This window comes from Microbispora bryophytorum (genome assembly GCF_043197435.1).
Taxonomy (GTDB): Bacteria; Actinomycetota; Actinomycetes; order Streptosporangiales; family Streptosporangiaceae; genus Microbispora; species Microbispora bryophytorum.
In genome coordinates, this window is the sequence record NZ_JBICTF010000005.1 from 83,124 (window position 1) to 97,845 (window position 14,722).

At 71.5% G+C, this 14,722-nt stretch carries 17 protein-coding genes; 4 read left to right on the forward strand and 13 right to left on the reverse strand.

Annotation, left to right across the window (positions count from 1 at the left end; genetic code table 11):
- The first annotated feature begins 48 nt into the window (after nt 1-48).
- The gene (locus ACGFIB_RS17740) at nt 49-975 is read left to right on the forward strand and encodes an SDR family oxidoreductase (RefSeq protein WP_357247048.1); all 927 of its coding nucleotides are present in this window, start codon (nt 49-51) and stop codon (nt 973-975) included.
- A gap of 33 nt (nt 976-1,008) precedes the next feature.
- On the opposite strand, the gene ACGFIB_RS17745 is transcribed toward ACGFIB_RS17740, so the two are convergent.
- The 5 genes from ACGFIB_RS17745 to ACGFIB_RS17765 all read right to left on the reverse strand — a co-directional run bounded on the left by ACGFIB_RS17745 (nt 1,009) and on the right by ACGFIB_RS17765 (nt 4,986).
- Entirely contained in the window at nt 1,009-1,656 is a 648-nt protein-coding gene (locus tag ACGFIB_RS17745) for a 4'-phosphopantetheinyl transferase family protein (RefSeq protein WP_393372998.1), read from the reverse strand.
- Nucleotides 1,657-1,789: 133 nt separating this feature from the next.
- Nucleotides 1,790-2,761 carry a TerC family protein gene (locus ACGFIB_RS17750; RefSeq protein ID WP_393373001.1) on the reverse strand — a complete coding sequence of 324 codons (972 nt, stop codon included), beginning with the start codon at nt 2,759-2,761 and terminating at the stop codon, nt 1,790-1,792.
- Between the two features lie 166 nt (nt 2,762-2,927).
- Nucleotides 2,928-3,236 (reverse strand): helix-turn-helix transcriptional regulator, encoded by a 309-nt coding sequence (locus ACGFIB_RS17755; protein WP_142574153.1) that lies wholly within the window; start codon nt 3,234-3,236, stop codon nt 2,928-2,930.
- 76 nt (nt 3,237-3,312) lie between these two features.
- A complete protein-coding gene (locus ACGFIB_RS17760; protein WP_393373004.1) occupies nt 3,313-4,275 on the reverse strand; it encodes a glutathione S-transferase family protein in 963 nt (320 codons plus the stop codon).
- Nucleotides 4,276-4,509: 234 nt separating this feature from the next.
- Nucleotides 4,510-4,986 carry an SPW repeat protein gene (locus ACGFIB_RS17765; protein ID WP_142574157.1) on the reverse strand — a complete coding sequence of 159 codons (477 nt, stop codon included), beginning with the start codon at nt 4,984-4,986 and terminating at the stop codon, nt 4,510-4,512.
- A gap of 190 nt (nt 4,987-5,176) precedes the next feature.
- On the opposite strand from ACGFIB_RS17765, the gene ACGFIB_RS17770 reads away from it, so the two are divergent.
- On the forward strand, nt 5,177-5,371 hold the full coding sequence (locus ACGFIB_RS17770) for a CsbD family protein (RefSeq protein ID WP_142574159.1): 195 nt from the start codon (nt 5,177-5,179) through the stop codon (nt 5,369-5,371).
- Nucleotides 5,372-5,709: 338 nt separating this feature from the next.
- Here the strand turns inward: ACGFIB_RS17770 and ACGFIB_RS17775 are convergent, their stop codons facing one another.
- Nucleotides 5,710-5,835: a hypothetical protein gene (locus ACGFIB_RS17775; protein WP_263407671.1), complete on the reverse strand. Its 126-nt coding sequence runs from the start codon at nt 5,833-5,835 to the stop codon at nt 5,710-5,712.
- Nucleotides 5,836-6,164: 329 nt separating this feature from the next.
- Nucleotides 6,165-6,809 (reverse strand): hypothetical protein, encoded by a 645-nt coding sequence (locus ACGFIB_RS17780; protein ID WP_357262050.1) that lies wholly within the window; start codon nt 6,807-6,809, stop codon nt 6,165-6,167.
- A gap of 175 nt (nt 6,810-6,984) precedes the next feature.
- Between ACGFIB_RS17780 and ACGFIB_RS17785 the strand changes: the two genes are divergently transcribed.
- Nucleotides 6,985-7,569 carry a DJ-1/PfpI family protein gene (locus tag ACGFIB_RS17785; RefSeq protein ID WP_393373006.1) on the forward strand — a complete coding sequence of 195 codons (585 nt, stop codon included), beginning with the start codon at nt 6,985-6,987 and terminating at the stop codon, nt 7,567-7,569.
- A gap of 39 nt (nt 7,570-7,608) precedes the next feature.
- On the opposite strand, the gene ACGFIB_RS17790 is transcribed toward ACGFIB_RS17785, so the two are convergent.
- Genes ACGFIB_RS17790 through ACGFIB_RS17815 form a run of 6 tightly spaced genes read right to left on the reverse strand, consistent with a single transcriptional unit; the run spans nt 7,609 to nt 13,866 of the window.
- The gene (locus ACGFIB_RS17790; RefSeq protein WP_357247067.1) at nt 7,609-8,610 is read right to left on the reverse strand and encodes a M24 family metallopeptidase; all 1,002 of its coding nucleotides are present in this window, start codon (nt 8,608-8,610) and stop codon (nt 7,609-7,611) included.
- The gene (locus tag ACGFIB_RS17795; protein ID WP_142574165.1) at nt 8,607-9,554 is read right to left on the reverse strand and encodes an ABC transporter ATP-binding protein; all 948 of its coding nucleotides are present in this window, start codon (nt 9,552-9,554) and stop codon (nt 8,607-8,609) included. Before ACGFIB_RS17795 ends, ACGFIB_RS17790 begins: the two co-directional genes overlap by 4 nt.
- Nucleotides 9,551-10,354 (reverse strand): ABC transporter ATP-binding protein, encoded by an 804-nt coding sequence (locus ACGFIB_RS17800; RefSeq protein WP_393373010.1) that lies wholly within the window; start codon nt 10,352-10,354, stop codon nt 9,551-9,553. The genes ACGFIB_RS17795 and ACGFIB_RS17800 overlap by 4 nt, the downstream gene beginning before the upstream one ends.
- On the reverse strand, nt 10,351-11,226 hold the full coding sequence (locus ACGFIB_RS17805) for an ABC transporter permease (RefSeq protein ID WP_229689600.1): 876 nt from the start codon (nt 11,224-11,226) through the stop codon (nt 10,351-10,353). The genes ACGFIB_RS17800 and ACGFIB_RS17805 overlap by 4 nt, the downstream gene beginning before the upstream one ends.
- Nucleotides 11,223-12,248 (reverse strand): ABC transporter permease, encoded by a 1,026-nt coding sequence (locus ACGFIB_RS17810; protein WP_317984975.1) that lies wholly within the window; start codon nt 12,246-12,248, stop codon nt 11,223-11,225. The genes ACGFIB_RS17805 and ACGFIB_RS17810 overlap by 4 nt, the downstream gene beginning before the upstream one ends.
- A 22-nt stretch (nt 12,249-12,270) precedes the next feature.
- Nucleotides 12,271-13,866, reverse strand: coding sequence for an ABC transporter substrate-binding protein (locus ACGFIB_RS17815; RefSeq protein ID WP_393373013.1), 1,596 nt, complete (start codon nt 13,864-13,866; stop codon nt 12,271-12,273).
- A 130-nt stretch (nt 13,867-13,996) separates the two neighbouring features.
- On the opposite strand from ACGFIB_RS17815, the gene ACGFIB_RS17820 reads away from it, so the two are divergent.
- A complete protein-coding gene (locus ACGFIB_RS17820; RefSeq protein ID WP_393373015.1) occupies nt 13,997-14,716 on the forward strand; it encodes an Lrp/AsnC family transcriptional regulator in 720 nt (239 codons plus the stop codon).
- Nucleotides 14,717-14,722: the final 6 nt, after the last annotated feature.

Here is a 14,722-nt window from a genome sequence, read left to right on the forward strand (position 1 = left end):
TCCGCTCCAACTCGGCGCGGAGGGCAATCGACCTCTTGGAGTTACCTCATGCGTGTGTTCGTCACCGGCGCTTCCGGCTGGATCGGCTCCGCCGTCGTCCCCGAGCTGATCGGCGCGGGGCACGAGGTCGTGGGCCTGGCGCGGTCCGACGCGTCGGCCGCCGCGCTCACCAGGGCCGGGGCGCAGGTGCGCCGCGGCACCATCGACGATCTCGACACCCTGCGGAGCGCGGCCGCGGAGTCGGACGGTGTGATCCACCTCGCGTTCAAGCACGACATCGCCTTCACCGGCGACTTCCAGGGCGCCGCCGCCGCGGATCGCCGCGCCGTCGAGACGTTCGGCGAGGTGCTGGCGGGCTCCGACCGGCCGCTCGTCCTCGCCTCCGGCATCCTCGGGCTCGCGCCGGGGCGGGTGGCGACCGAGCGGGACGGGCGGGATTCCGGCCTCACCGGAGCGCACGGCGACGGCCCGCGGGTCCGGCAGGCCACCGCGCTGAGGACGCTGGACCTCGCTTCCGACGGCGTCCGCTCGTCGGTGCTGCGCCTGCCCCCGACCGTGTACGGCGAGGGAGACCACGGCTTCATGGCGGCACTGGTCGGCATCGCCCGCGACAGGGGCGTCTCCGGTCACGTCGGCGACGGGTCCAACCGCTGGCCGGGGGTGCACCGGCTCGACGCCGCACACCTGTTCCGCCTCGCGCTGGAGAAGGCTCCGGCGGGTTCGGTGCTGCACGCGGTCACCGACGAGGGCGTGCCGATCCGCGCCGTCGCCGAGGTGATCGGCCGCCACCTTGGACTGCCGGTGGTCTCGATCCCCAGCGAGGAGGCGGGCGAGCACTTCTCCTGGCTGGGCGCCATGATCGGAGCCGACGCCCCGGCGTCGAGCGCGCTGACCCGTGAACTGCTGGGATGGCAGCCGGTTCAGCCGGGGCTGATCGACGATCTGGACAAGGGCCACTACTTCCGCGCCGGGTGACCGGCGACCGCTCGGCGTGCCGGTGCGGGATCGTCAGGGGCGGGGGAGGGCGATGGAGGTCGCGATGTGCCCGTCGCTCACCACCCACCGGCCCGGCAGGGTGTTCGTCGCGATGGCCGGGTCGGCTTCCAGGAGCCGTGCGCGGAACGTGCCCGAGGGCTCGATGTCCACGATCGCCCCGGTGAAGTCGAGCCAGCGGCCGGTCAGCGGGAACCACACCTTGTAGACCGACTCCTTGGCGCTGAACAGGATTCTGTCCCAGCAGACCTCGCCGTCCGCGTCGCCCATCGCCCGCAGGGCCGCGATCTCCTCAGGGGAGGCGATGGTGGACAGGACCTCATCGGGCAGGGGTTCGTGCGGTTCCGCGTCGATGCCGACCGCGCGCGCGACGTCCGCGGAGGCGACGGCCGCCGCGCGATAGCCCGAGCAGTGCGTGATGCTGCCGACCGTGCCGGCGGGCCAGACGGGCGCGCCTCGCTCGCCGCGCGGAATCGGCACCGGCGTGACGCCGATCCGGGCCAGCGCGAGCCTGGCGCAGTGGCGTCCGGTGACGAACTCGCGCCGCCGCCGGTCGACCGCCCGCGCGATGAGCGGCCTCTCCTCCGGAAACAGCGTCTCCTCCGGCACGTCGCCGAACTTCTCGGCCGACGCCACCCACGGAGGCAGGATCTCGTCGATCACGCGGCGGTTCCCGGCGCCGCGAACATCCCCTCCACCGACGCGGCCATGTGTGGAGAGTACAGATCTCCGCGCCGCAGCGGAAGATCGATTCAGGCGGCCGTACGGGCGGGGCCCATCGAGCGGAGGACCCTGGCTACCGGCGATCCCGGACGGTCAGGTCCTTCCCCTCCTCGCGGCGGTTCCGGTACTCGCTCGCGCCCACGGAGACCACGAGGCAGGCGCAGATGACCGCGAGCGACAGCCATACGGGGATCTTGTACACGTCCGCCAGGAGCATCTTCGCGCCGACGAACACGAGGATCGCCGCCAGGCCGTACCGCAGATAGCCGAAGCGGTGCATGGCCCCGGCCAGCAGGAAGTACATCGCGCGCAGCCCCAGGATCGCGAACGCGTTGGAGGTGAAGACGAGGAACGGCTCGGAGGTGACGGCGAAGATCGCCGGAATCGAGTCGACGGCGAAGACGATGTCGCTGGTCTCCACCGCGACCAGGACCGCCAGCAGCGGCGTCGCGGCCCATCTGCGGCCCGGCCGCCCGTCCTGCCCGTCCGTGTCCTGCCGCACGAGGAACCGCTGGCCCTGGTAGGAGCCGGTGACGGGGATGAGCCGGCGCATCGCGCGCAGCACCGGGTTGCGGTCGGGGTGCACCTCGATCGCCGAATGCCTGGCCATCTTCACGCCGGTGTAGAGCAGGAACGCCCCGAAGACGTACAGGATCCAGTGGAAGCGGTCGATCAGGACGGCGCCCGCGCCGATGAACGCCGCGCGGAAGACCAGCGCGCCGAGCACGCCGAAGAACAGCACGCGATGCTGCAGCTCGCGTGGGACCGCGAAGAACGAGAACAGCAGCGCGATCACGAAGACGTTGTCGACGGCCAGGGACTTCTCGATGAGATAACCGGCCAGGTATTCCCCGCCCGCCTCCGGCCCCCAGACGAGCCAGACCACGACCCCGAAGCCGAGGCCCAGGGCGATCCACACGCCCGACCAGCCCAGCGCCTCGCGGATGCCCACCACGTGGGCCCGGCGATGGGCGAACAGGTCCACGGCGAGCATGGCCAGGATGACCGCCAGAACCGCGGCCCAGACCCATAGGGGCACAGACATCGTCTACCTCCTCACCGCCCCATGGGCGGGCTCGGAAGGCCGACGGTCTCCCCGTGCCACCGCCAGCGGTGACCCTCGCGCCGGGACGCCTTACGCGGCGGCCGTGATGACGACGCTGAGGAAGCCGGGTACTCCCCCTCGATCTTTCACCAGAGTATTCATGCAATCAGCTTCGTACGTCAACCGCCGCCCCGAGCAGTTCGAGCAGCTCGCCGATGTGCCGGTGCCGCTCTATCGGGTGGCGGAACGGGGCCAGCGGGTTGATCGTGTAGTGGTTGCGCCGCCCCACGCGCTCACGGTGCAGGTAGCCCGCCGCCTCCAGGTCGGAGACGATCGTCTGGGCCGCCCGCTCGGTGATCCCGACCGACTGGGCGACGTCCCGTAGCCGGCTGTCGGGATCGCGGGACAGCGCGAGCAGGACGTGCGCGTGGTTGGTGAGGAACGTCCAGCCGCCCGCGGGGGAGGAGGTACTCATACCTCATTATGCGATGGCGGAGTCGCGGCAGCGGGGGTCGGTCATCCCGTCGCCGCGCCCGCCGCGGCGTCGTGGGCTACGAGTTCCAGTCGATGATCGGCCCTGCGGGCACGATGCGCATCGGGTTGATCTTCGGGTGGGTGCCGTAATAGTGCCGTTTGATGTGGTCGAAGTGCGTCGTGCCGCCGAAGGCCGGGTTCGCGTAGAGGTCCCGGGTGTAGCGCCAGAGGTTGGGGTAGTCGGCCAGGCGGCGGAGGTTCGCCTTGAAGTGGGTCACGTAGACCGTGTCGAACCGGGCCAGTGTGACCCACAGGCGGACGTCGGCCTCGGTGAGGCTGTCGCCGAACAGGTAGCGGCTGCCGGCCAGGCGTTCCTCGAGCTCGTCGAGCGCCGCGAACAACGTCGTCACGGCCGCGTCGTAGGCCCCCTGGCTCTCGGCGAAGCCGCACTTGTACACGCCGTTGTTCACATCGGCGTACACGCGATCGTTGAGCGCGTCGATGTCGCCCCGCAGGTCCTCCGGATAGAGGTCGATCCCCGGTCTGGCCCACCGCGCGAACGCCTGGCCGAGGTCGATGCTGATGTCGGGAAAGTTGTTGCTGACGATCCGGCGGTTGTGCCGGTCCCACAGGACGGGCACCGACACGTGGCCGTCATAGCCGGGCTCGGTCGCCTCGTAGGCCTCCCTCAGCAGGGTGAAGCCGTTGGGCTCGTCGGGGCCGTGGCCGGGGCCCTCGCGGAACGCCCACCCGCGCCCGTCGCGCACGGGATCGACGACCGACATCGACACGACGTCCTCCAGCCCGAGGAGCGCCCGGACGATGACCGAGCGGTGGGCCCACGGGCAGGCCATCGACACGTACAGGTGATACCGGCCGGGCTCGGCGGGCGATCCGCCGCTCCCGTCAGCCGTCACGCGGTCGCGGAAGCGGTACAGGGGCCGCTCGAACGACCCGTCCGGCCGGGTGGCCGCCTTGATCGTGTAGTCGCCGTAGGCCGCGAAGTCCACCGGACTCGCGACGGGGGCCGTTGTCGTCACGCCGCCACCGTCCTCTCGTCTCCGACGAGACGAGCGTAACGGGAGCCGGTGACGTGACCGCAACGGCGGGGCGCCGGCCGCGCCCGGACGGTGTCCGGAGCGCGACGGTGCCGCGCCTGCCCCTGCCCGTGCGGCCGCCCGCTTGCCCGCCGTATGGCCGCCTATGTGGTCGGCGCCCGGTGTGGTCGGCGGCCCCGTGTGGTCGTGCGCGTTGTGTGTCCGGCCCGCGTATGGTCAGTGGGTCGGTCCCATGTGGGCCGGTCCCGTCGTGTGGAAGCCGCCGGACCGCCCGCGCTCCATCATGCCGAACCGCATGGTCGCCAGGCCGAAGAGCAGGATGAGCGCGCCGACGACCACGTTGCTGATGATCGTCGAGGTGGTCGCCATGCCTCCGCGGATCACCCAGGGGGCGATGATGGTCCAGATACCGAGCAGCGGGGCGACCCAGGAGATTCCGTAGGTGCGCCCGAACGCCGAGCTGTACCCCATCGCCAGGAGCGCTACGGCGAGGCCCGTGATCAGGTTGTTCACGGTGAGCGGAGTGCGCGTGCCGCTGAATCCGACGATCCACGGCGAGAGCGCTAGATACAGGCCGCTCAGGAGTGTGAGACCGTCGGCGAGCTGCGCGGCGGGATTCGCCGCGGCGGCCTCGTAGCGGGCTCGCATCTGCATGATGTCGGGATGCGTCCCGATGTCGGCGCCGTGTGTCATACGTCACACCACCCTTCAGAGGTGTGTGCTTTAGTCCTTATTCATAGCGTACGCCCGTTTCGTCACTTTTTCCCGTTTCAGTGGGATTGTGTTTGCGGGATGTGAGCGGCGACACACCGAGCGGCGTTTAGCCCCTTCACCAGCGGAAAGAGGGAGTTCGTCAGCTTCTGGAACCGAGAGGAGCGCCCTGATGAGCACGGAAGACAAGTTCCGCAACAAGTCGGAAGAGGTCGCCGGCAAGGCCAAGGAGGGGCTCGGCAAGGTCACGGACGACGAGAGTCTGGAGGCCGAGGGCCGGGCCGACCAGTCCGAGAGCCACATGAAGCAGGCCGGCGAGAAGGTCAAGGACGCCGCCGGCAAGGTGAAGGACGCGTTCAAGGACTGATCCGCGCGGGAGCGCCGATCGCGCGAAAGGCGACAGGTCGCAAATGTGCCCGGACGAACGGGCCGGCGACCGTCGCCTGGTGACGAGGGGCCGCCGAGCCGGGCAGGACAGCCCGGCGCTCCCGTCCCCGTTGATGGTGTGGAGAGCGGCCGGCTCTGCGAGGAGCCGGCTTCCGCATTTACGGGGCTGTTCACCGGCTTGTCCGCCGGCCTGTTCACCGCTTGTTCACCGGCTGGTCGCCGCGTGCAACGGTCGTATCGGTGGGACCCGTCGGTTCCGGGGCGGCGGCACCGGCCCCGCGACGACTCGGCCCCGCGACGACGAAAGACGCCTGCCGGTCAGGCCGCGTGCGGCACCGGGACGCGGAAGGTCGACGTCACAAGAGACTGGATGAGACGCACAAGCAGCGCCTCCAGGACCATGATGGCCGCCCGGGAGAGTACGGCGGCGAGGAACTCAGACACTTGACACCTCGGTATGACAAATCGGCTTCTAGGGAAGAGTGACGCATCAACCTCCCAAAACGGCGTAGTTAAGGTTACCGTTCGGTGAACGGCCGGTGGCCGTTGCGGAGACGCGTCCTGATCATGCGTTCCCTGTGCCATGTCTTGTACCGCGAGGCCCGATCGTCGTTCGCGCCTTGTGCGGCCGGTGCGGCCAGTGCGGCCGGTGGGACGTGGCCCGGGCGGATCCCGCGTTCCGCCGCCGGCCGCGGGATTCCGCCGATCATGCTCTGATCAAGCGCCGATCGCGCGGTGCCGCCGGTTCGCGGACCCGCGCGAGGCGTCCCGCGTTACTTGCCGCCGGCCCTCGTGCGCCGGGCGGTGGTGCCGGTGGGGGTGGCGGTCTTCGCCTCGCCCTTGGCCGTGCCGGCTCTCCTCCCGGCCGCCCGCGCTGTCGCCGGCTCCTGCATGGCTCCGGCTCCGGTGTCGGCCGTCCCCGGCGTGCGCGTCCCGCGGGTCTCCTTCTGCGGGCCGCCGAGCGGGGACCAGCGCTGCTCGCGGCCCCTGGTGCGCTGGGCGATCATCGTTCCCGCGCCGATCGCCGCCGCCACCGGCCACTCCAGAATGCCGAGAGCGGCGAGGGCGCCGAGACCGCCGTAGTACATGATCCGCTCGGGCGGCGGAAGGAACGTGCGGGCGACGTCCACGGCGTGCCCGACGTCCCGGCCGCTGATGTGCGGCATGCCGACATGCGGCAGGTGCATTTCGGGCGCCCGCAGTTGGACTCTCAGGAACGGCAGGTTCAGGTTCAGCTCGGGCCGGTGCTCCTCCTTCATCTCCATGCCCGCGCCGGTGGGCGGAGTGGGCGTGGGCGTGGGTGGCCGGGTACGGGTCGTCCGGCCCCGGGCGGTCGTCGTGCCGGTCGTGGCCGTGCCGGTGGTCGTACCAGTGGCCGTACCGGCGGTCGTGCCCGGCGTCGCCTCGGTCGTGGTCATGGATCCTCCCCCGATGATGTGTCCCCGATGCGGATCTCTACCCCGCGAGAGCTTCGGGAAAATGACCTTTCCATCCTCTATCGAGCCTCCTGTGGTTGCTGGTGCTGATAGCGACTATTTGCCCATTTTTGCCGGTGCTTTCGTCTCCGTGCGCCCCTACGCGAGGATGACGGGCATGACACGGATAGGGATCTTGCTGTTCGATCAGGTGGAGGAGCTGGACGCGGTGGGCCCCTGGGAGGTCTTCGGCGTGTGGGCGAAACTGCACCCGGACGAGGCGGAGGTCGTCGCGTTCGCGCCGCGGGCGGGAGCCGTACGGGCCGCCAAGGGGCTGACGCTCCATGCCGACAGGTCGATGGCCGACGTCGGCCACCTGGACGTCTTCCTGCATCCGGGCGGCGCAGGGACCCGCCCCCAGCTCAAGGACCCCGACCACCTCGCCCAGGTGCGGGACCTGCGCGAACGCGTGCCCCTGATGACCAGCGTCTGCACCGGGTCGCTCGTCTTCGCCGCGGCCGGGCTGCTGACGGGCCGCCCGGCGACCACGCATTGGGGCGCCCTCGACCTGCTCGCCGAGCTGGACCCGACCGTCGACGTGCGGCGCGAGGAGCGCTTCGTCGACGACGGCGACGTCGTCACCTCGTCCGGGGTGTCGGCGGGCATCGACATGGCGCTCCACCTGGTGGCACGGCTCGCGGGAGTCGAGCGGGCCCGGAAGGTGCGCCGACACATGCAGTACGACCCGGAGCCGCCCGTGTGAGCCGGGCCGACACGGTGATCACACGCAGGAAGGTCGTGACTAACACTCGAGAACGTGCAGTGCGCGGGAGCCGGTGCTGAGCAGCTCCGGCCCCTCCTCACCGCACACGACCACGTCGGCCACTCGGGCGCCGAAGAGCTCGGGCAGGTAGATGGCGGGCTCCAGGCAGACGGTCATCCCGGCCTCGAACCTCTCCCCGGCCGCCAGCCAGGGCCCCTCCACCGGGCTCAGTCCGATGCCCCGGCCGGCTCGGGCGGCGGCGTAGTCACCGTAGCCGCTGCCGTCGATGACCTCGCGGGCGATCGTCGCGGCCTCGGCGCAGTCCACTCCGGGGCGTACGCGGTCGACGGCGGCCCGCTGCGCGGCGAGGACGACCGAGTACATGGCGTCGAAGTCCTCCGGCGGCTCGGCGACCGCGAAGACCCGGGCGACCTCGGCGCAGTAGCCGTTCCAGCGCCCGGCGACCGAGACGAGCAGCGCGTCGCCCGGGTTGATCACCCGCTCGCACGGCCGGTGCCGCGCGTCGGCGGAGTGCTCGCCCGCGGCGACGAGCACGAAGGCGGCTCCTTCGCAGCCCGTCTCGGCGAGCATCGCCCGCAGTCTGCGGGCCATCGCCAGCTCCGTGGCGCCGAACCACGCCAGCTCGCGGGCGGCGAGCAGCACGGCGTCGGCCGCCGCGGCGGCGTGCCGCATCGCGGCCACCTCGTCGGACCGCTTGCGCAGGCGGAGCGGCGCCAGCACGGCCGAGGCCAGCACGAGCTCCGCGTCCAGGCGCAGCGCGAACAGCTCGGCGGCGTGCATCTGCGGGTCCACCGCCACGCGGCGGGCCGTGGGCGGCACGAGGGCCGCCGCCTGCGCGGGGTCGCCGGCCGGGGTGGGCGGCCCGTCGAGCGCCACCACGAGGTAGCTCTCGCCGTCCGCGCCCGGCAGCGGGGCCGCTCGCAGGTACCGGAAGTCCGGGGAGGGCCGGAGCACGAGGGCGTCGATGCCCGCTCCGGCCATCCCGGCGCGTACGTCCTCCAGCATGAGGGGGTCGATCATGACGGGGAGGACGGCTCCGGCTCGTGCAGCCAGCAGGCCACCGGCCCGAAGCCCGGTTCCTTCTCCCGGCACACGTCCATGACGAGCGGGCAGCGGGGGTGGAACCGGCAGCCCGACGGTGGATCGGCGGGGTCGGGCACGTCCCCGGGCAGCTCGGCGGGCAGCACCCCCGCGCCGTCGGGGGAGGGGATCGCGGCGAGCAGCGCCCGCGTGTACGGGTGCCCGGGGTCGGCCCACACCTCCGCGGTGGGCCCGGTCTCCACGACCTTGCCGAGGTACATGACCGCGATCCGGTCGGCGATCAGCCGCACGACGGACAGGTCGTGGCTGATGAACAGCAGGCCCGCGCCGGACTCCACGGCGAGGTCGCGCATCAGCCGGGCCACCTGCGCCTGGGCGGAGGCGTCCAGAGCGGAGATCGGCTCGTCGCCGATCAGCAGGGACGGCCGGGCGGCGAGCGCCCGCGCGATGGCGACGCGCTGCCGTTGCCCTCCGGAGAACTCGTGCGGGTATCGGCCGGCGAACGCGCGCGGCAGCCCGACCCGTTCGAGCAGGTCGGCGGGGCTGGCCGCGGTGTCGCCCGCCGCGCGCAGCCCGTCGGCGATCTGCGCGCCCACGCGGCGGCGCGGGTTCAGCGAGGAGTACGGATCCTGGAACACCATCTGCACGCCGGTCAGGGCGGGGTCCCTGCGGCGCAGCCCGAGAGGCGTCACCGGATGGCCGCCGACGAGGATCCGGCCGGAGGCCGCGCCGTGCAGCCCGCACACCGCCCGGGCCAGGGTGGACTTGCCGCATCCCGACTCGCCGACCAGGCCGACGACCTCGCCGGCCGCGACGTGCAGGCTGGCCCCGGCCACGGCCCGCACGACCGGGCGGCCCGGCGTGCGGTGCTCCACGACCAGGTCCTCCACGGACAACAGGGGCCCTGTCAGAGGCATGGTCATGGCGAGTTCTCCCCAGGAGGCACGGGCAGGGCGTCGAGCAGCGAGCGGGTGTAGGGGTGGCGCGGCTCGCGCAGCACCTGGCCGCGCGGGCCGGTCTCCACGACCAGCCCGTCCTTCATCACGCTCACCTCGTCGGCGACCGCCGACATCACGCCGAGGTCGTGGGTGACGAGGAGGACGGCGAGGCCGAGGTCGTCGCACAGGCCGCGCAGCAGGCGGAGGATCCCGGCCTGCACGGTCACGTCGAGCGCGGTCGTCGGCTCGTCGGCGATGAGCACCTCGGGCTCGCAGGCCAGCGCGACGGCGATGGCGATCCGCTGCCGCATGCCGCCCGAGAACTGGTGCGGGTAGCGCCTCAGCGCCTCCTCGGGGCCCGGGATGCGCACCTTGGCCAGCAGCCCGGCGGCCCGCTCGCGCGCTTCCTTCCTGCCGACGCCCAGGTGGTGGCGCATGTGCTCGGTGAGCTGCCGTTCCACCGTCAGCATCGGGTGCAGGCTGGTGGCCGGATCCTGGAACACCATGGCGATCTTGGCGCCGCGCATCTCGTTGAGCTCGCGGACGGGCATCTCCAGCAGGTCACGACCGCCGAAGGCGATCCGTCCCGACGCGCGGGAGCCGTGCGGGAGCAGGCCGAGCACGGCCAGACCGGTCATGGTCTTTCCCGAGCCGCTCTCGCCGGCGAGGCCGTGCACGCGCCCCGCCTCAATGGCCAGGTCGACACCGTGCAGGACGTCGTGGCCGCCGATCGACACCCGCAGCCCCTCGATCGACAACGCCGCCGGTCGTGATTCGGTCGTCACAGCGCACGCTCCTTGATCGCCCCGGCGGTACGCGGGTCGAGCGCGTCGCGCAGCGTGTCGCCGAGGAAGTTGAACGCGAGGACGACCGTCAGGATCGCGAGCCCGGGGAACGTCGCGACCCACCAGCTGTCGAAGACGTCCACTCCGGCGGCGACCATCGCGCCCCACTCGGGCGACGGCGGTTTGGCGCCGAGCCCGAGGAACGACAGGCCCGACAGCAGCAGCAGCGCGGTCCCGATGTCGAGGGTGGCGAGCACCAGGATGGGCCCGGTGACGTTCGGCAGCACGTCCACCCGCAGCGACCGCCAGGCGGAGAAGCCCAGCAGCCGGCCGCTCAGCACGAACTCCCGCTCCCGTACGCCGAGCACGAGGCCGCGGGTCACCCGGGCGTACGCCGGCCAGGCGACGACGAGCACGGCGAGCACCGCGTTGCCGAGGCTCGCGCCGAGGGCGGCGGCGACGACCATCGCGAGGATGACGGTGGGGAAGGCGAACACGAGGTCGGCCAGACGCATGATCGTCTCGCCCACCCACCGGCCGAAATACCCGGCGCAGGCGCCGAGCAGGCCGCCGACCACCACCGACAGCGCCACGAGCAGCAGCGTGAGCGGGATGGACACCCGCGCGCCGTACATGATCCGGCTGAGGATGTCGCGGCCGAGCTGGTCGGTGCCGAGCCAGTGGCCCGGGCCGGGCGGCGCGAGCCGGGGCAGCTCCTGCGCCAGCGGGTCGTGCGGCGCGAGCAGCGGCGCGGCCAGCGCGACCACGATCCAGGCCAGCGCGACGACGGTGCCGACGACCGCCAGCGGCCGCCGCCACGCCTGCGGGAGCCGGCGCACGCGGCCGCGCCCGAACAGGCGGGCGCGCTTCACGAGACCCTCACCCTCGGGTCGATGACGCCGTACAGGACGTCGACGACCAGGTTGATGACGAGGTAGACCACGCCCACCACGAGACCGACGCCCATGACGGCGGGCAGGTCGAGGGTGGTGGCGCTCTTGTAGGCGTACTGGCCGACCCCCGGCCAGGCGAATACCGCCTCCACCAGCACGGTGCCGGACAGCAGGCTGCCGAACGCCAGGCCGGCGACGGTGATGACGGGCACCAGCGCCGGGCGCAGGACATACCGGAACAGCACCACGCGGCCGGGCAGGCCCTTGGCCCGGGCGGCGCGCACGTAGTCCTGCCCGAGCACCTCCAGCACCGCCGAGCGGGTGAACCGCGTCAGCAGGCCGATCGTGTAGAGGGCCAGCACAAGCGCCGGCGCGGCCAGGTGGCCGACGGCCGAGGAGAGCACGTCCCAGCGTCCCGACAGCAGGGCGTCGACCGTGTAGAGGCCCGTGACCTGCGGCGGCGGGGTCATGCCGGGATCGATGCGGCCGCTGCCCGGGGTGATCTGCAGCCGGAAGAAGAACACGTAGAACGCCACCAGCGCGAGCCAGAAGGTCGGCACCGAGATGCCGACGAGGCTCAGCACCCGCAGCACGTGGTCGGAGAGCCGGTCCCGGCGCAGCGCCGCGACCACCCCGAATCCGACGCCGAGGATCAGCGAGACGAGGATGGCGGCCCCGGCCAGCTCCAGCGTGGCCGGCACGGACTCGGCGAGGTCGTCCAGCACCGGTCGATGGCTCTGCTGGCTCGTCCCGAGATCGCCGTGCAGCAGCCCTTCGAGGTGCATCAGGTACTGCTGCGGCAGCGGCCGGTCGAGGCCGTGGTCGGCGCGCCACTGGGCCACGATCGCCGGGTCGCCGACCGCCCGCTGGCCGAGGTTGGCCGCCACCGGGTCACCCGGCACCAGGTTGGTCAGCACGAACGTGATCAGCGTGATCCCGACCGTCAGCAGCAGCGCCGTGACGATCCGCCGCACCAGGAACCGGGCGAGCGGGCTGCGCACCGCCCGGTTCCCCGTACGGCGTCTACTTGGCGCCGAGGCCGGCGACATCGATCGTCCACACGGGGTGGTACTCCACGCCGGTGACGGACGCCGCCGTCACGATGTTCTGGCCCGGCTGGATCAGCGGCATGAACGGACCGGTCGCGTTGAGCTTCTGCTGGAAGTCGGTGTACGCCTGCTTGCGGTCGTCGTCGGTCACCGTGGCGCCGGCCTTGTCGGCCGCGGCCTCGACGTCCTTGTCCGCGCCCGCCTTCCATCCGGACCGCAGGCCGACCAGCTTGCCCGGGGCGAACGACAGGTAGTTGCTGGGGTCGGGGAAGTCGGGGCCCCAGTACCACAGGCCCAGCTCCTCCTTGCCGTTGCGGTAGTTGTCCAGCGCGGTGGTGACCGGAGCGGGGGTCAGCTCGACCGTGATGCCGACCTCCTTGAGGTTGGCCTGGATGCGCTCGGCCAGCGGCTGGAAGGACAGGCCGTTCACGGTCAGCTCGCTGGGGAACTCCAGCTTGACCGTGGGGTCGCTCACGCCGCTTTCCGCCAGCGCCGCCTTGGCGCCCTCGACGTCACGCTTGGCCGCCTGGTCCGGCGGGAGCGCGCCGAGGAACATCGACGGAATGATGCCCGACGCCTGCGTCGAGCCCTCGCCGGCCAGCTCCAGCAGGCCCGGGTAGTCGATGCCCTTGCGCACGGCCTCGACGAACTTGGGGTTGGAGGTGACCTTGCTGACGCCCGAGTCCTGGTTGGCCAGCAGGAAGAACACGTACGCCGAGGCGGTCCGCTTGACCTGCAGGCCACCGGAGATGCCGGCCACCTGGTCGCCGGACAGGTTCAGCGCCACCTGGCTGTCGCCGCGCTGCACGTTGAGCTTCTGCGTGGCCGACTCGACGTTGCGGATGACCACCTTGTCGTAGTACGGCTTCTTCGCGCCCCAGTACTGCGCGTTCGCCTTCAGAACGACCTGGCTGCTGACGTTGAAGGACTCGATCGTGTACGGCCCGGAGCCCGCCGAGGCGGAGTTCAGGTACTGCTCGGCCTTGTCGTTCGGGTCGTTCGTCGCGCCGTTCTCCTTGGCGACCTTCGAGTTGAGGATGCCCAGGGCCGGGTTCGGCAGGATGTACGGCAGCGCCGGGTTCGGGGTCTTCGACGTCAGCGTGATTGTCGATTCGTCGGTCTTGGCGATCTGCACGCCGTCGAGCAGGAACGACGGCGTGCCCTTCATGTCGCGCACGCGGGTGAGGGAGAACACCACGTCGTCGGCCGTCACCGGGGAGCCGTCGGCGAACGTGGCGCCCTGCCGCAGTTTGAGCGTGAGCGTCTTGCCGTCGGACGACAGTTCGTACGACTCGGCGAGCGACGGCACCGGCTTGGTGACGTCGGAGCCCTCGAACGTGAGAAGGGTGTCGTAGGTCGCCTTGTCGACGATCAGGCCGGTCGGCTCGTAGGTCCGCCCCGGATCCGCCGTCTTCAGGTCGAACGAGGTGTCGATCACGAGCGTCTTGCCCGCGGCGCCGCTCGGGGTGCTGCTGGACGAGCCGCCGCCGGAGCAGGCCGCGAGGGCGAGGGCGCCGGTGAGCACAACCGGGAGCAGGCCGGCCCTCACCGGCCACGAACGGGTCGTCATTATGTGTCCTCCGAAAGCAGGCCAACTCTTGGCCGTATGGACGTTTGGTCGCCGATCGTCCAGGATTGTCCGGCAGAAAGTCCAGCTCGTGCGGCCAAGCCGAGACGAATCTCTCATGGGGGAATAAGCAGTGACCGAAACGTCAAGCAACTCGGGGTCCGGGGGCGGCGCCACTGGACGGATCGGCATCGGCCTGGAGATGGACGCCACCCATCTGAAGATCCTTGAGGTGCTCAGGGACAACGGGCGCGTGTCGGTGTCCGCCCTCGCCGAGCGGGTGGGGATCTCCCGGGCCAACGCCTACACGCGCTTCGAGGCGCTGCGCGCCGACGGCGTGATCAGGCGCTTCACCGCCGAGATCGACCACCAGCGGACCGGCCTCGGCATCGTCGCCCTGATCTTCGTGACCGTGCGCCAGCAGATGTGGCGGCAGTTCCGCGCCCAGCTCGCGCAGATGCCTGAGGTGGAGTACTGCGCCATCACCACCGGGCAGCACGACGCCATGATCCAGGTGAGGATGGCCGACGTGGCCGAGGTGCACGCGATGGTGACCGAACGCCTGGCCAACATCCCGGCCGTCAAGGCCACCGAGACCGTGTTCATCCTCGACGAGGTGCTCAGGCGGCCGTACGTGCTGCCGAGCGACCGGGACCGGGGCCGCGGCGCCCCGCGGCGTCCCGCCTCCTCGTCGGGGGCGTCCTCGTCCGCGTCCTCGTCTGCGTCCTCGTCCTCGTCCACGCCGGAGCCGGAGCAGGGACAGGGGCAGGGGCAGGGACAGGGGCTGCCGCTCGGCAAGATGCGTTTCGTCGGCGCGGCCGAGGGCCGCGCCGCGCTGCGCGATGCGACCTAGAAGGCA

What these genes read in the sequence shown, in the direction of transcription:
- ACGFIB_RS17750 (WP_393373001.1), bottom strand. Translation starts at nt 2,761, where the DNA reads ATGTCTGTGCCCCTATGGGTCTGGGCCGCGGTTCTGGCGGTCATCCTG.
- ACGFIB_RS17790 (WP_357247067.1), bottom strand. Translation starts at nt 8,610, where the DNA reads ATGATCGACCCCCTCATGCTGGAGGACGTACGCGCCGGGATGGCCGGA.
- ACGFIB_RS17765 (WP_142574157.1), bottom strand. Translation starts at nt 4,986, where the DNA reads ATGACACACGGCGCCGACATCGGGACGCATCCCGACATCATGCAGATG.
- ACGFIB_RS17755 (WP_142574153.1), bottom strand. Translation starts at nt 3,236, where the DNA reads ATGAGTACCTCCTCCCCCGCGGGCGGCTGGACGTTCCTCACCAACCAC.
- ACGFIB_RS17815 (WP_393373013.1), bottom strand. Translation starts at nt 13,866, where the DNA reads ATGACGACCCGTTCGTGGCCGGTGAGGGCCGGCCTGCTCCCGGTTGTG.
- ACGFIB_RS17780 (WP_357262050.1), bottom strand. Translation starts at nt 6,809, where the DNA reads ATGACCACGACCGAGGCGACGCCGGGCACGACCGCCGGTACGGCCACT.
- ACGFIB_RS17785 (WP_393373006.1), top strand. Translation starts at nt 6,985, where the DNA reads ATGACACGGATAGGGATCTTGCTGTTCGATCAGGTGGAGGAGCTGGAC.
- ACGFIB_RS17740 (WP_357247048.1), top strand. Translation starts at nt 49, where the DNA reads ATGCGTGTGTTCGTCACCGGCGCTTCCGGCTGGATCGGCTCCGCCGTC.
- ACGFIB_RS17795 (WP_142574165.1), bottom strand. Translation starts at nt 9,554, where the DNA reads ATGACCATGCCTCTGACAGGGCCCCTGTTGTCCGTGGAGGACCTGGTC.
- ACGFIB_RS17770 (WP_142574159.1), top strand. Translation starts at nt 5,177, where the DNA reads ATGAGCACGGAAGACAAGTTCCGCAACAAGTCGGAAGAGGTCGCCGGC.